Here is a 14647-nt window from a genome sequence, read left to right on the forward strand (position 1 = left end):
TCGTCTGCTTTCTTCACCCATGCCACAGGTCATAGGCGGGAGCTAGGTGTATCGGAGGATGTTGTCCGTGCCGGAGCGGGCGTCGTGTCCCCCTGTGGCAGGGGCGCACGCCGGACGACGCACAACAGCGACCTATTCTTCCACGCCCTCGACCCGACGCCAAAATCGGCCGTACGGCTCCCCTGCCGGATCGGGCGCCCAGCCCAGGATGGAGAGCATCTCGCGGTCCTTCTTGTCGAAGGCCTTGGGGTCGCAGCGCTCGATGAGGTCGGGCCGGTTGGCGGTGGTGCGCTTGAGCGCCTCCTCGCGCCGCCAGCGGGCGATCTTGCCGTGGTGGCCGCTGAGCAGCGTCTGCGGGATCTCCCGGCCGCGCCACCGGGGCGGCTTGGTGTAGACGGGGCCCTCCAGGAGGTTCGCCATGGCACCGGGCGCGAAGGAGTCGTCCCGGTGGGACTCGGCGTTGCCCAGGACACCGGGCAGCAGGCGTGCCACGGCCTCCGTGACGACGAGGACGGCCGCCTCGCCGCCGGCGAGGACGTAGTCGCCGATGGAGACCTCGTAGACCGGCATCCGGGTCGCGTACTCGTCGATGACACGGCGGTCGATGCCCTCGTACCGGGCGGGCGTGAAGACCAGCCAGGGCCGCTCTGAGAGCTCTACGGCGAGTTCCTGGGTGAAGGGGCGGCCGCTGGGCGTGGGGACGATGAGCGCGGGGGCGTGGGAGCCCGTCTCGTAGCCGTCCGCGAGGGCCGAGTCCAGTGCTTCCCCCCACGGGTCGGTCTTCATGACCATGCCGGGGCCGCCGCCGTACGGGGTGTCGTCGACCGTGTTGTGGCGGTCGTACGTCCAGTCGCGCAGATCGTGGACATGGACGTTCAGCTGTCCACGCGCGCGTGCCTTGCCGACGAGGGAGACGTTCAGGGGTTCGAGGTACTCGGGGAAGATCGTGACGACGTCGAGGCGCATTACGACTCGTCCCCGGTGTCCGTAGCGTCGTCGCGCGAGGACGCGATCTCGGCGTTGTCGTCGATCAGCCCGGGCGGCGGGTCGATGATCGCCCGCTGCTCCTCCAGGTCGATCTCGGTGACGATCGACTCGACGAACGGGATCATCACCTCACTGCCGTCGGGCCGCTCGACGATGAACAGGTCCTGGGACGGCAGATGCGAGATCTCGGTGATCCGGCCGACCTCCACACCGTCCTTGGTCACCACGTCCAGGTCCATCAGCTGGTGGTCGTAGTACTCGTCCTCCTCCTCGGGCAGCTCCTCCGGGTCCACCTCGGCGATCAGGAGGGTGTTCCGGAGGGCCTCCGCGCCGGTGCGGTCCTTCACGCCCTCGAAGCGCAGGAGGAGGCGTCCGCTGTGGACGCGGCCGGTCTCGATGGTGAGGGGGCCGGTGGAGGCGGGGTCCGTGAGCAGGACGGCGCCGGGCCCGAGCCGCAGCTCCGGCTCGTCGGTGCGGACCTCCACGGTGACCTCGCCCTTGATGCCGTGGGCACGGCCGATGCGAGCGACTACCAGCTGCACTGTGCTTGTTCTCCTGTAGGTACGACTACGGGCCGGGGACGGCCCAGTGGCCCTCCCCGGCCCGAGCCGGTGCTGCGTTTTGGCGTCAGCGGACGTGGTCGACGTCGACAAGGTCGACGCGGACACCACGGCCGCCGATGGCGCCCACGACGGTACGCAGAGCGCGTGCGGTGCGGCCGTTGCGACCGATCACCTTACCGAGGTCGTCGGGGTGGACCCGGACCTCCAGCACCCGCCCGCGGCGCAGGTTGCGCGAGGCGACCTGCACATCGTCAGGGTTGTCGACGATGCCCTTCACGAGGTGCTCGAGAGCCTCCTCGAGCATGCTCAGGCCTCGGTCGACTCGGACTCGGCGGCAGCCTCGTCCTTCTTCTCAGCCTTCTTCTTCTGGGTGATGGCCTCACCCTTGCCCTCGTCGTCGCCACCGAGGGCGTCGAACACCGGGCGAGCGGCCTTCGGCTCGGCCACGAGCAGCGGGGCCGGGGCGGGCAGGCCCTTGAACTTCTGCCAGTCGCCGGTCAGCTTCAGGATGGCGAGGACGGGCTCGGTCGGCTGCGCGCCGACACCCAGCCAGTACTGCGCGCGCTCCGAGTCGACCTCGATGCGCGAGGGGTTCTGCACCGGGTGGTACAGACCGATCTCCTCGATCGCACGGCCGTCACGACGGGTACGGGAGTCGGCGATGACGATGCGGTAGTGAGGCGAACGGATCTTGCCCAGACGCTTCAGCTTGATCTTGACTGCCACGGGAGTGGGTTCTCCTGGTTTTGACGTGGTTGGGCACGGCGAGATTGCCGCGTGGGGTTGCGGTACCCGAGTGCCCGATGGACGCGTCAGCCGGAGGCGAGAGGGTTCCTGTGCGGCTGTCGAGTACAGCTAGCCATTGTGCCATACCCGGCGGGTCGCGTCGGACGGAGCCCGCGGCGAGGCATGCCTGAGGGGCACCCGGCGGCGCAGGGTGCCCCAGGCGTCGTTCCGGCACCCACGAGATGCCGGTACTCCACCGGCCGCGCTACGCGGCCCCGACGACCTCGGGGATCCGGAACGGCTTGCCGCACCCTCCGCAGACGATGGGCGCCTGCGCGAGGACCGACGGGACGACGCGCACGTTGCGGCCGCAGTCGCAGACCGCCTTGACGCGTACGCCGCCACCGGACGAGCCGTGCCGGGCGGCCGGGCCGCGGAAGGAGCGGGCCGTGTCGGCGGAGGTGGCCGCCGTATGGGCCTTCAGGGCGCGCTGGAGCCGCTCGATGGTCGGGCGGTAGCGGCGCTTGGCCTCGGGGTTGAGCGTGACCAGTGAGAAGCCACTGCTGGGGTGCGGCTCCTCGGGGTGGTCCAGGCCCAGCTCCTCGGCGATCGCGAGGAATCTGCGGTTGTGGTAGCGGCCGGCGCGGGAGGTGTCGCGGACGCCGCGCGAGGCGGCGATCCCATGGACTGCCTCGTGGAGCAGTCGCTCGAAGGAGAGCTCGTGTCCGCACGCGGACGACGACTCTCCGATCAGGGACTCTGGCGCGGCGAGGTCCGGCAGCTCGGGGTGGTACCGCTGAATGTCGGCCCACGCCTGCGCCAGCTCGGCGGCGAGAACAGGTGGTGTCTGTGTCGTGCTCACGTAATGACAACGAGCCGGAGTGCCCCAGTGTTCCGATTCCGGGCCATCCCAAATAATTTGCACGTACCCGTCAGTTGCCGCTGATGCGTCCTGACGAGGGCGGGTGCGCTGATCTGCGGAGAAGCCTCACAGCTCGTACCAAGGCGGTACGTAGTCTGATATACGCCCCGCCACGTAGACGGTGTCAGCGCGCCGGGGCGACTGTGGTCCGCGGATGCGCAAGAGGCGTTTCGGCCGCTCTCCCGCCGGAAGGGCGCTACCTCGATAAGCGCGCGCGACGACCGCGACGTTACCGTTCGCCTCGCCGTCGCCGGGAACCGCCCCACCCCTGCCGACCAGACACCGTACGGCCACCACGCGCCCGGCCGACCTGACCTCGCCTTCTTCGCCGGGGGCCGCCTGCGCGGTCCTCGGTGTGGCCCCGTACGCCCGCCGCCCCGCGCTGATCGCCGAGCGTGCGGACCTTGGCCGGAAGCGCCTTGTCGCCCGCGATCGCGAGGACGACGGCGTGGATCGGCGCGGGCCGCGACGGCACGGACAGGCCGTTGTCATCTCCGTGAGCGGTCTCGTGTCATGACGTGACCGTACGGCTCCAGGTTGCCGGGATGTGAAATCTCGCCACGCGCACAAGGAACCCACAAGCCGGGCCCCACAGACCCTGGACGCGCGCTCGAGTGCGGAGTTATCTGGCATACGGGGGGAGTGCGAGCGCACGTCACGGGGGCCATGGAAACGGGCACAGGAGCAACTCTCGGCGGATTGGGGCGCTTTCGATGACACCTACGCTCGTGCGGCAGCACCTGACTCATACGGGAGAGGCGCCCCGTGTGGACCGGTGTGCACGCGCGCGTGACTGGTCCGAGATCCAGGAGCGGATGCTGGTTCCGCTCTACGAGGCCGTCTACGAGCGACTCGAAGTGGGCACCGGCACCCGGGTGCTGGGCCTCGGCTGCGGCAGCGGACTGGCCCTGCTGATGGCAGCGTCGAGAGGGGCCGCGGTCACCGGTGTCGACTCCTCGCACCCGGAACGACTGGCGCTGGCCCGCGAGCGGCTGCTGCCCGAGGCATGGGGCACGCGCACGCGTGCGGACACCCGGATCGTCGACGGTCGCCCCCGGGACGCGGCCGACGCGGAGACGCCCGCGTACACCCTGGTGACCGCCTTCGAGCCCATCGGGTGTCTCGCGGGTGACTCGGAGGGGCTCGCCGGGCTGCTCGCCGCGGCGACGCCGCTCGCCGAGCGGGGGGCGCCCGTGGTGCTCGCCGGCTGGGGTCCGCCGGAACGCTGCGCCACGTCGTCCGTGCTGCGGGTGGCCACGAAACTGGCGGATCCGCTGCGCGGCACGGGCAGTTGGCGCCCCGCCCTCCGCGACGACCTGGAGGAGGTGGCCCAGCGGGCGGGTCTCAAGCCGGACGGCTCCGGCCGGGTCGCCTGCCCCTTCGGCTACGCCGGCGTGGACAGCGCCCTGCGGGGCCTGCTCTCCACGGGCCTCTTCGACGCGGCGATCTCCGCGACGGACCAGGCCCAGGTCGACAAGGAGGTCACGGAAGCCCTCCACCCGCACCAGCGCCGGGACGGGACGGTGTGGATGCCGAACGTGTTCCGGTACCTGATCGCGCGCGTGCCCTGAACACCGCGCAGGAACGGCCGGCCTAGGTGTCGTCCTTCGCCAGCCGGGTGATCCCCGCGATCCGGTACGCGTCCGCCTCCTCCAGCGTCTCGTTCTCCAGCAGGGCCTGGGCGAGGGCGTCCAACTGGTCGCGGTGGTCGCGGAGTTTGCGGCACGCCTCCTCGTAGCAGTCGTCGACGATCCGGCGCATCTCGTGCTCGATCACGTCCAGGGTCTGCGGGGCCGCCGAGAGGCCGTAAGCCTGCTGGGCGTCACCGGGCAGCGCGGACAGTCGGCCCACGCGCTCGCTCATCCCCCACCGTGCGACCATGCCGCGCGCGATGTTGGTGACCTGTTCGAGGTCGTTCTCCGCACCGGTGGTGATGGCGTCGTAGACGACGTGTTCCGCGGCCATGCCACCGAGCGCGCCGATGATCCGGCCGCGCAGGTACTCCTCGGTGTACGCGTACCGGTCCGCGTCCGGCGTGGACAGCGTCACGCCGAGCGCCCTCCCGCGCGGCACGATGGTGATCTTGCGGACGGGGTCCGCGCCCGGCTGGAGCATGCCGAGGAGGGCGTGTCCGCTCTCGTGGTACGCCGTGCGGCGCCGCTCCTCCTCGGGCATCACCAGCGGCCGTTCCGCGCCCAGTTGGACCTTTTCCAACGCCTCCGAGAGGTCGCTCTGCGTGACCCTCTCCTGTTTGCGCTTGACCGCGAGGAGAGCGGCCTCGTTGGCGAGGTTGGCCAGTTCGGCGCCGGTCATGCCCGGGGTCGTGCGGGCGACCTGGGCCAGGTCGACGCCGTCGGCGAGCGGGATCTCGCGGGTGTGGATCTCCAGGATCGCCTCACGGCCGCCCCGGTCGGGGGGCGAGACCATGACCACCCGGTCGAAGCGTCCGGGACGGGTCAGAGCCGGGTCCAGGACGTCGGCGCGGTTGGTCGCCGCGATGACGATGACGCCCTCCGAGCCGGAGAAGCCGTCCATCTCGGTGAGGATCTGGTTGAGCGTCTGCTCGCGCTCGTCGTGGCCGCCCATGCCCGAGCCGCCGCCGCGGGCCCGGCCGATGGTGTCGATCTCGTCGATGAAGATGATCGACGGGGCCACCTTGCGCGCCTCGGCGAACAGTTCACGCACGCGTGAAGCGCCGACACCCACGATCATCTCGATGAACTCCGAGGCGGAGGCCGAGAAGAAGGGCACCCCCGCCTCACCGGCGACGGCCCGTGCGAGCAGTGTCTTGCCGGTGCCGGGCGGACCCGCGAGCAGCACACCGCGCGGCATCTTGGCGCCCATCTTCCGGTAGGCGTCCGGGTTCTTCAGGAAGTCGACGACGTCGTTGAGCTCGCCCTCGACCTCGTCGATGCCCGCCACGTCCTGGAAGGTCGTGCGCTTCTCCCCCGTCTCCAGCTCGACCGGCTTGGGCGGGGCCTTGCGCCCGAGCATCCCGCCGGCGCCGCCCATCCCCGCCCTCATCCGCCGCGCGACGAAGATCCACAGCGCGACCAGGAGCAGCATCGGGGCCAGCGAGATCAGCAGGTTGAACAGGAAGCTGCGCTGCTGGACGACCGGCTGCGCGGTGACGGTGACGTCGTGCTTGGTCAGGTCCTCCCAGAGCTGGTCGTCCGCGAAGGTGGGCCGCTCGGTCTTGAACTTGGTGTAGGTGCCGTCGCCCCCGGGCTTGTCCTGCTTCTTCTTGAGCTGGCCCTGGATCGCGTCGCCCTTGGCGTAGATCTTGCTGACGTTGCCGTCGTCGACCTGCTTGCTGAACTCGGTGTACGAGATCGTCGGCTCGTCGCCGTCGTTGAAGTACGACAGCACGAGGTTGGCGACCAGGAACACGACCAGCGCGGCGAGCAGCAGGCTCCACCAGCCCCCGCGCGGCTTGCGTCCGCCGGACGGCGGCTTCGGCGGCTCCTGCGGGGTGCCCTCGGTACGCCAGGGCTGGTCGGGGGATTTCCGCGACGGCGCAGGGTTGGTCATATCCGGACGTTACGACAGGAAAGCCGCGCGGGCATGTGCGCGTACGTCGCTGGGGGCGCCCTCCGTGACGGAGGGCGCCCCCAGCGACGTACAGAACGAATCGTCAGCCCATGAACTTCTTGAACTCGTCCGGCAGCTCGAAGTCCTGCGGGGCCTGCTGGCCCGGGACGCCGAAGGCGTTGCCGCCCTGGGCGCCGGCGGCCCGACGCGCGGCCTCCTCGGCCTCCTGCTGCTTGCGCTTCATCGGGTTGCCGGAGCGCTGCTTGCCCTTGGCCTGCTTCGGCTGCTTCTTGGTGCGGCCGGGGCCACCGCCCATGCCCGGCATCCCGGGCATCCCCGGCATGCCGCCGCCCTGGGCCATGCGGGACATCATCTTGCGGGCCTCGAAGAACCGCTCGACCAGGTTCTTCACGGCGCTGACCTCGACACCGGAGCCCTTGGCGATACGGGCGCGGCGCGAGCCGTTGATGATCGTCGGCTCCTGGCGCTCGGCCGGGGTCATCGACTTGATGATGGCGGCCGTGCGGTCGACGTCGCGCTCGTCGAGATTGTTGATCTGGTCCTTGATCTGGCCCATGCCGGGGAGCATGCCGAGCAGCTTGGAGATGCTGCCCATCTTCCTGACCTGTTCCATCTGGGCCAGGAAGTCGTCCAGGGTGAAGTCCTGGCCCTTCTTGGACGCCAGCTTGGAGGCCATCTTCTCGGCCTCTTCCTGGCTGAACGTCTTCTCCGCCTGCTCGATCAGGGTGAGCAGGTCACCCATGTCGAGGATGCGGGAGGCCATCCGGTCAGGGTGGAAGGCGTCGAAGTCGTCGAGCTTCTCGCCGTTCGACGCGAACATGATCGGCTTGCCGGTGATCTGCCGGATCGACAGGGCCGCACCACCGCGGGCGTCACCGTCGAGCTTGGAGAGCACCACGCCGTCGAAACCGACGCCGTCGCGGAAGGCCTCGGCGGTGTTGACCGCGTCCTGGCCGATCATCGCGTCGACGACGAAGAGGATCTCGTCCGGCGAGACCGCGTCACGGATGTCCGCGGCCTGCTGCATCATCTCCTGGTCGATGCCCAGGCGGCCGGCGGTGTCCACGATGACGATGTCGTGGACCTTGGACTTGGCGTGCTCGATGGAGTCCTTGGCGACCTTGACCGGGTCACCGACGCCGTTGCCGGGCTCCGGCGCGTAGACGGCCACGCCCGCGCGCTCGGCGACGACGCTGAGCTGGTTCACGGCGTTGGGACGCTGGAGGTCGGCGGCGACGAGGAGGGGCGAGTGGCCCTGCTCCTTCAGCCAGCGGCCGAGCTTGCCCGCGAGGGTGGTCTTACCGGCACCCTGGAGACCCGCGAGCATGATCACGGTGGGCGGCTGCTTGGCGAAGCGCAGCCGCCGGGTCTCGCCGCCGAGGATCGTGACGAGTTCCTCGTTGACGATCTTCAGAACCTGCTGGGCCGGGTTCAGCGCCTTGGAGACATCGGAACCGAGCGCGCGCTCCTTGACGTTCTTGATGAACGTCCGGACGACCGGCAGAGCCACGTCCGCTTCGAGGAGGGCGATGCGGATCTCGCGCGCGGTGGCGTCGATGTCCGCCTCGGAGAGCCGTCCCTTGCCGCGCAGGTTCTTGAAAGTCGCTGAGAGGCGATCGGAGAGAGTATCGAACACGGCGCTCGCGGTCCTCGGGGTCGGTGGCTGTGGGAATCGCCCTCCAGGGTATCCCGGCGGCACGCGTCACCGGGATCCCCGTTCAACCTCGCAGGGTCTCCTCCAGTTTCCGCGCCACCGAAGCCGCTTCCTCACTGGGCAGCGGCGCCCCCTCGGACCCCGTGACATAAAAGGCGTCCACCGCGTTGGCGCCGAGCGTCGACACATGGGCGCTGCGCATCCGCACGCTCGCGTCCTCCAGCGCCTGGCCGATCCGGAACAGCAGCCCCGGGGCGTCCTGGGCGCGCACCTCGATCACCGTGGCCAGCCGGGACGCGGCCGGGTGGACCGTCACCCGTGCCGCGGGCGCGACCACACCGCGCCGGCGCGGATACGCGGCGTCCCGCTCGGCCAGTCGGCCCGCGATGTCCAGGGAGCCGTCCAGGGCGCGCACGAGGTCGGCCCGGAGCCGCGCCGCCTGCGGCAGGGAGCCGTACTCCGCCGCCACCCGCCAGTTCAGCAGCAGCACCGAGCCCTCGACGCCGTCCGGCAGGTCCAGGGCGCGCAGCTCGGCCGTGCGGACGGTGAGGCGGTGCATGGCGAGCACGCCGGCCACCGCGGGCAGCACGCCCGGCTGGTCGGGTACGGCGATCAGCAGCTCCACGCCGAGCGGCTCGGGGTCGCCGGAGGGCTGTTCCTCCGCGAGCGCCGGGGGCTCGGTCTGCGCGCGCAGCGACAGCACCGGGCTGCCCGTGGCGATCGCCTCGATGGCGAGCCGCTCCTGCTCGGCGGTGGGCGCGGCGGCCTCGGGCTCGTCCAGGTCGTCCCCGGCGAGCACGGCCGAGACCCGCTTGACCAGGTCGGCGACGAGCGAGCCCCGCCAGGACGACCAGGCGGCCGGCCCGGTGGCCAGCGCGTCCGCCTCCGTCAGGGCGTGCAGCAGTTCGAGGGTGCCCTGCGAACCGACCGCCTCGGCGACCGAACGGACCGTGGCCGGGTCCTCCAGGTCGCGCCGGGTGGCCGTGTCCACGAGCAGCAGGTGATGCCGTACGAGGGACGCGAGCACCGCCACGTCCTCGCGGTCGAAGCCGATCCGGGCCGCCACATCACGCGCGATGATCTCCCCGGCCACGGAGTGGTCGCCGGGCCAGCCCTTGCCGATGTCGTGCAGCAGCGCGGCGACGAGCAGCAGGTCGGGACGGTGGACGCGGCGGGTGAACTCCGAGGCCCGCACCGCGGTCTCGATGAGATGCCGGTCGACCGTCCAGATGTGCACCGCGTTGCGCTGCGGCCGGCAGCGCACCCGCTCCCAGTCGGGGAGCAGCCGGGTGATCAGGCCCTCCGCCTCCAGCGCCTCCCAGACATCGATCGTCGGGGAGCCGGAACCGAGCAGGGTCACGAGCTGTTCGCGGGCCTCGGCGGGCCAGGGCGTGGGCAGGGGGCGCACATTGGCGGCCAGGCGCCGTACGGCGTGCAAGGACAACGGCAGACCCGCCTGCGCGGCGGCCGCGGCGGCGCGCAGCGGGAGCACGGGGTCGCGCTCGGGACGCGCGGCCCGGGCGAGCACCACCTCGCCGTCCTGCTCGACCACGCCCTCCGCCAGCGGCGACCTGTCCACCACCGGCTTGCCGCCGCCCAGCATGGCGCGCAGCCGTGGCCGCACGGCGCGCGAACGCAGCACGCGCCCCACCTCGCGCCAGGTGACATCGCTGGCGTACGAGATGACCCGCGCCGCCTCGTACACCTGCCGCAGCAGTGTGTCCGCGTCGAGCAGGCCGAGCTCGGCGGCGACCTGGTCCTGCTCCTGGAGCGCGAGCCGGTCGGTCGCCCGCCCGGTGGTGAGGTGCAGGGCGTCGCGTACGTCGAGGAGCCGGCGCCGGGCGTCGTCGAGACCCTCGCGCGGGGCGTCGGCCAGCCAGGAGGCGGCGACGGCGCGCAGGGCGGTGGCGTCCCGCAGTCCGCCGCGGGCTTCCTTCAGGTCCGGCTCCAGCAGGTACTGGAGCTCGCCCTGGCGCTCGGCGCGCTCGGCGCACAGCTCCTGGAGTTCGGGGAGGCGCTTGGGCGCCTGGTTGCGCCAGTCGGCGAGGACGGCGGTGCGCAGTCCGGCGGTCAGGCCCAGATCACCGGCGAGGTGACGGGCGTCCAGGAGACCGAGTTGGACTTTCAGATCCTCCGCGGCCGTCTTGCGGGCCTCGGCGGGCGTCCGCACGGAGTGGTCGAGGGCCAGGCCCAGGTCCCAGACCGGGTACCAGAGGCGGTCGGCCAGGGCCGCGACCGCGCCGGAGTCGCTGCCGTCGTGCAGCAGGAGCAGGTCCAGGTCGCTGCGCGGGGACAGCTCGCCACGGCCGTAGCCGCCGACCGCGACCAGGGAGACCCCGCGCAGTGCCCCGGCGCCCGTGTCGAAGAGCCCCGACAGCCAGTCGTCGGTCAGTTCGGAGAGGGCCGAACGGCGCGGCGGCCCGGACTGCGCCCCCTCGGTGAGGAGGCGCAGCCGGGCCGCCGCGTAGCCGCTGGGTCCCGAGTCTTCTGCTTCTTTACGCACGTCCGTACTCGACACCCAGCAGCTCCTAAATCTTCTTCTGTCAGAGCGCGTCGGGTCCGCGCTCGCCGGTCCGGACCCGTACGGCCGTCTCGACCGGCAGGGACCAGACCTTGCCGTCACCGATCTTGCCGGTGCGGGCGGCCTTGACGATGACGTCGATCAGCTGCTCGGCGTCGTCGTCCTCGGCGAGGACCTCGATGCGGATCTTGGGGACCAGGTCGACGGTGTACTCGGCACCGCGGTAGACCTCGGTGTGGCCCCGCTGACGACCGTAACCGCTCGCCTCGGTGACCGTCAGGCCGTGGACCCCGAAGGCCTGGAGGGCTTCCTTGATCTCGTCGAGCCGGTGGGGCTTGACGACGGCGGTGATGAGCTTCATGCGTCCACCTTCTTGCTCGCAGCGGCGGCGGCCGGGGCGGCGGTGGTCTTGGCGGCACCGCCGCCGGCACCGCTGAAGTCGTATGCGGTCTCGGCGTGCTCGGCCTGGTCGATACCGGCGACCTCTTCGTCCTCGGTGACCCGCATACCGATGGTCTTGTCGAGGAGGAAGGCGAGGATCGCGGAGGCGATCAGGGAGTAGGCGAGGACACCGCCGACACCGGCGAGCTGCTTCCACAGCTGGTCGAACTTGTGGTCGCCGTAGAAGACACCGGCCACGTCCGACTGACCCTTGCCGCTGGCGAAGAAGCCGATCAGGACCGAGCCGACGACACCGCCGACGAGGTGGACACCGACGACGTCGAGCGAGTCGTCGTAGCCGAACTTGTACTTCAGGCCGACGGCCATGGCGCACAGGACACCGGCGATGGCACCGACCGCGATGGCGCCGATCGGGGTGACCGCACCACCGGACGGGGTGATGGCGACCAGACCGGCGACCGCGCCGGAGGCGGCGCCCAGCGTGGTGAACGCGCCGTGGCGGATCTTCTCGTAGATGAGCCAGGCCAGCATGGCGGCGGCGGTGGCGACCTGCGTGTTGACGAACATCAGCGTGCCGACGCCGTCGTCGTTGCCGAGCCACGAACCGGCGTTGAAGCCGAACCAGCCGAACCACAGCAGACCGGCGCCGAGCATGACCAGCGGCAGGCTGTGCGGGCGCATCGGGTCCTTCTTGAAGCCGACGCGCTTGCCGATGACCAGGATCACGCCGAGCGCCGCGGCACCGGCGTTGATGTGGACCGCCGTACCACCGGCGAAGTCGATCACGCCCAGCTCGAAGGCCCAGCCGCCGGTGCCCCAGACCCAGTGGGCGACGGGGAAGTACACGATCGTGGCCCACAGCGCGATGAACAGCGCCCAGGCGGAGAACTTCACACGGTCGGCCAGCGCACCGCTTATCAGGGCGGGCGTGATGATCGCGAACATCAGCTGGAAGACCATGAAGGCCAGGACCGGGATGTTGTACGGGAGCCAGAGGTCACCCTTGTCGATCCCGCTGAGGCCGACGAAGTCCGACGTCCAGCCGACGAGGCTGCCCTTGTCGGCGCCGAAGGCGACGGAGAAGCCGTACAACACCCACAGGATGGTGATGATCCCCATGCTGATGAAGCTCATCATCAGCATGTTCAGGGTGCTCTTGACGCGGACCATGCCTCCGTAGAAGAAGGCCAGACCCGGGGTCATGAGCAGCACCAGGGCGGAACAGATGAGCATGAAGCCCGTGTTGGCGGGCGACAGCTCTACGTCTGCCGCCATCGTGATGGCTGGTGCCATCGGCGTCTCCTCGTCGTTGGTACGGCCCCGTGCGGGCGAAGCCTGAGCGGATTGAGGGGTGGGCCGGTTATGCGCCAAGAGATTGGCGCAGCGCGGTTTCGTTGGAAGCCCCTCGTTGTTTCGCGGCCGTGACGAAGGCGCCTTACGTGTTACGCCTCGATGAACTGCCGGATGTTCGCCGGAAGGATCGTTATCGTGGCGCAACCTTCGGTGAAGGCAGTAAACCGGCCGCGGTCGGCCTTCCGATGACCTGGCATGGGGGAGCCGAGTCGGGCAGTTCGGGAGGGCCGGCCGCGGCCGGGGCACAGGGAATTCAGACGGCTTCGGCCGTCTCCGGCAGCTCGATGACGAGCTTCTCGGTGAGATCCACGACCTCGGCGAGATCACCGAAATCGCGTACGGCCGTGTCGACCGTCTTTCGGATACGAGTGTTCACACGCTCGGAGCGGACCTTCTTGGCGATGTGCATCGCCTCCTCGGCCAGCACCGCGCTGCGCTCGGGCTCGCGCTGGAGCAGATGCACGGTGGCCATGCCGATCAGGTTGAGTGCGTACGACCGCTGGTGCTCGTCGTCCTTGGCGAAGAGGTCCACGGCCCGCTGCATCAGAGGCTCGGCCAGGGAGGCGTACGTGGGGCTGCGGCCGGCGACATAGGCCAGGTCACGGTAGGAGTGGGAGTTCTCCCCGTGCAGCTCGGCCTCGGAGAAGAAGCGGATCCAGTCGGGGTCCGGCTCGTCCCATTCGTCGGCGTCGGCGAAGGTGTCCTCGGCCATCCGGACCGCGCGCTTGCACTTGCCGGGCTGTCCCATGTTGGCGTACGCGCGGGCCTCCATCGCATACAGCATCGACTGGGTGCGCGGGCTCGCGCAGTCCCGGCTGCCGTACTGGGCGAGGTGGATCAGCTCCAAGGCGTCGTCGGGCCGGCCCAGATGGATCATCTGGCGGCTCATGCTGGACAGGACGTACGAGCCCAGCGGCTTGTCGCCGGCCTCCTTGGCGGCGTGCAGGGCCAGGACGAAGTACTTCTGCGCGGTGGGCTGGAGCCCGACGTCGTACGACATCCAGCCCGCGAGCTCCGCCAGTTCGGCGGCGACCTTGAACAGCTTGCGGGTGGTGGTGTCGGGCTGCGGTTCCTGGAGGAGGTCCGTCACCTCGTGCAGCTGGCCGACGACCGCCTTGCGGCGCAGACCGCCGCCGCACTGGGCGTCCCACTGCCGGAACATCACGGTGGTGGACTCCAGGAGGTCCAGCTCGGGCTTGGACAGCCGGCCGGCCCGGCGGGACATCGACTCCGGTTCGGGGTGCGCGGTGGACGGGGAGGGCACGAGCCAGCGCTGCATGGGCTCGATGAGGGACGGGCCCGCGGACAGGGCCAGCGAGGTCCCGAGGAAGCCGCGCCGCGCCAGCATCAGGTCGCTGCGCGAGAACTCGCTGAGGAGGGCCACGGTCTGCGGGCCCGTCCAGGGCAGGTCGACCCCGGACACGGACGGTGACTGGCGGGCGGCGCGCAGGCCGAGATCCTCGACCGAGACGACACAGCCGAACCGCTCGGAGAACAGCTCCGACAGGATCCTGGGGATCGGTTCGCGGGGGTTCTCGCCGTCCAGCCAGCGGCGGACGCGCGAGGTGTCGGTGGAGATGTGGTTGGCGCCCAACTGGCGGGCCCGGCGGTTGACTTGGCGGGCGAGTTCGCCCTTCGACCAGCCGCTGCGCACGAACCACGAGGTGAGCAGCTCATTGGGGCGCTTGTCGCCGTTCACCGCGCTGCCGGCGCCCGTTCCGCTTTCGCCGTTGCCGCTCACTGGAACGCCCCCATCCCTGAGACCACTTGTCGCTGAGTGCGCCAAGCCCTATCAGAATGCCGGTAAATACGGCCGCCCGTCCGGTACTTCTCACCCTTCGAACGGGATGCCGACTTGCCTCCGGCATACCCACAAGTGCATGTGCCCCCAGGACTCGTGCACTCAAAGTAATCCTACGATCACCCCTCCAGCCATGGCGATCCCGGAAACGCCACCATTCGCCACC

12 protein-coding genes are annotated in these 14647 nt (G+C 70.3%); 1 reads left to right on the top strand and 11 read right to left on the bottom strand.

From position 1 onward, the window contains the following. Positions 1 to 132: 132 nt before the first annotated feature. From trmD to ACFY0U_RS33105, 5 genes are all read right to left on the bottom strand, one after another. Entirely contained in the window at positions 133 to 966 is an 834-nt protein-coding gene (gene trmD / locus ACFY0U_RS33085; protein WP_388642096.1) for a tRNA (guanosine(37)-N1)-methyltransferase TrmD, read from the bottom strand. Next, complete coding sequence (gene rimM / locus ACFY0U_RS33090) at positions 966 to 1529, bottom strand: ribosome maturation factor RimM (protein WP_388642097.1); 564 nt, start codon at positions 1527 to 1529, stop codon at positions 966 to 968. The genes trmD and rimM overlap by 1 nt, the downstream gene beginning before the upstream one ends. Before the next feature lie 85 nt (positions 1530 to 1614). Beyond that, positions 1615 to 1854, bottom strand: a complete 240-nt coding sequence (locus ACFY0U_RS33095; RefSeq protein ID WP_003973401.1) for an RNA-binding protein — start codon at positions 1852 to 1854, stop codon at positions 1615 to 1617. A 2-nt stretch (positions 1855 to 1856) separates the two neighbouring features. Further along, entirely contained in the window at positions 1857 to 2276 is a 420-nt protein-coding gene (rpsP, locus tag ACFY0U_RS33100; RefSeq protein WP_266821491.1) for a 30S ribosomal protein S16, read from the bottom strand. A 265-nt stretch (positions 2277 to 2541) separates the two neighbouring features. After that, positions 2542 to 3138 (bottom strand): hypothetical protein, encoded by a 597-nt coding sequence (locus tag ACFY0U_RS33105; RefSeq protein WP_171143234.1) that lies wholly within the window; start codon positions 3136 to 3138, stop codon positions 2542 to 2544. A gap of 773 nt (positions 3139 to 3911) precedes the next feature. On the opposite strand from ACFY0U_RS33105, the gene ACFY0U_RS33110 reads away from it, so the two are divergent. After that, positions 3912 to 4769, top strand: a complete 858-nt coding sequence (locus ACFY0U_RS33110) for an SAM-dependent methyltransferase (RefSeq protein WP_388642099.1) — start codon at positions 3912 to 3914, stop codon at positions 4767 to 4769. A 22-nt stretch (positions 4770 to 4791) separates the two neighbouring features. Here the strand turns inward: ACFY0U_RS33110 and ftsH are convergent, their stop codons facing one another. From ftsH to ACFY0U_RS33140, 6 genes are all read right to left on the bottom strand, one after another. Further along, positions 4792 to 6729: an ATP-dependent zinc metalloprotease FtsH gene (gene ftsH / locus ACFY0U_RS33115; protein WP_388642101.1), complete on the bottom strand. Its 1938-nt coding sequence runs from the start codon at positions 6727 to 6729 to the stop codon at positions 4792 to 4794. A 103-nt stretch (positions 6730 to 6832) separates the two neighbouring features. Continuing rightward, the gene (gene ffh, locus ACFY0U_RS33120) at positions 6833 to 8386 is read right to left on the bottom strand and encodes a signal recognition particle protein (protein ID WP_388642102.1); all 1554 of its coding nucleotides are present in this window, start codon (positions 8384 to 8386) and stop codon (positions 6833 to 6835) included. Positions 8387 to 8468: 82 nt separating this feature from the next. Further along, positions 8469 to 10922: a [protein-PII] uridylyltransferase gene (locus ACFY0U_RS33125; RefSeq protein WP_388642103.1), complete on the bottom strand. Its 2454-nt coding sequence runs from the start codon at positions 10920 to 10922 to the stop codon at positions 8469 to 8471. Positions 10923 to 10947: 25 nt separating this feature from the next. Further along, entirely contained in the window at positions 10948 to 11286 is a 339-nt protein-coding gene (locus ACFY0U_RS33130) for a P-II family nitrogen regulator (protein ID WP_003997576.1), read from the bottom strand. Next, on the bottom strand, positions 11283 to 12620 hold the full coding sequence (locus ACFY0U_RS33135; RefSeq protein WP_388642105.1) for an ammonium transporter: 1338 nt from the start codon (positions 12618 to 12620) through the stop codon (positions 11283 to 11285). The genes ACFY0U_RS33130 and ACFY0U_RS33135 overlap by 4 nt, the downstream gene beginning before the upstream one ends. A gap of 313 nt (positions 12621 to 12933) precedes the next feature. Further along, the gene (locus tag ACFY0U_RS33140) at positions 12934 to 14421 is read right to left on the bottom strand and encodes a hypothetical protein (protein ID WP_388642107.1); all 1488 of its coding nucleotides are present in this window, start codon (positions 14419 to 14421) and stop codon (positions 12934 to 12936) included. Positions 14422 to 14647: the final 226 nt, after the last annotated feature.

This window comes from Streptomyces sp. NPDC001536, assembly GCF_042894505.1.
Taxonomy (GTDB): Bacteria; Actinomycetota; Actinomycetes; order Streptomycetales; family Streptomycetaceae; genus Streptomyces.

What these genes read in the sequence shown, in the direction of transcription:
- trmD (WP_388642096.1), bottom strand. Translation starts at nt 966, where the DNA reads ATGCGCCTCGACGTCGTCACGATCTTCCCCGAGTACCTCGAACCCCTG.
- ACFY0U_RS33095 (WP_003973401.1), bottom strand. Translation starts at nt 1,854, where the DNA reads ATGCTCGAGGAGGCTCTCGAGCACCTCGTGAAGGGCATCGTCGACAAC.
- ACFY0U_RS33110 (WP_388642099.1), top strand. Translation starts at nt 3,912, where the DNA reads ATGACACCTACGCTCGTGCGGCAGCACCTGACTCATACGGGAGAGGCG.
- ftsH (WP_388642101.1), bottom strand. Translation starts at nt 6,729, where the DNA reads ATGACCAACCCTGCGCCGTCGCGGAAATCCCCCGACCAGCCCTGGCGT.
- ACFY0U_RS33130 (WP_003997576.1), bottom strand. Translation starts at nt 11,286, where the DNA reads ATGAAGCTCATCACCGCCGTCGTCAAGCCCCACCGGCTCGACGAGATC.
- ACFY0U_RS33135 (WP_388642105.1), bottom strand. Translation starts at nt 12,620, where the DNA reads ATGGCACCAGCCATCACGATGGCGGCAGACGTAGAGCTGTCGCCCGCC.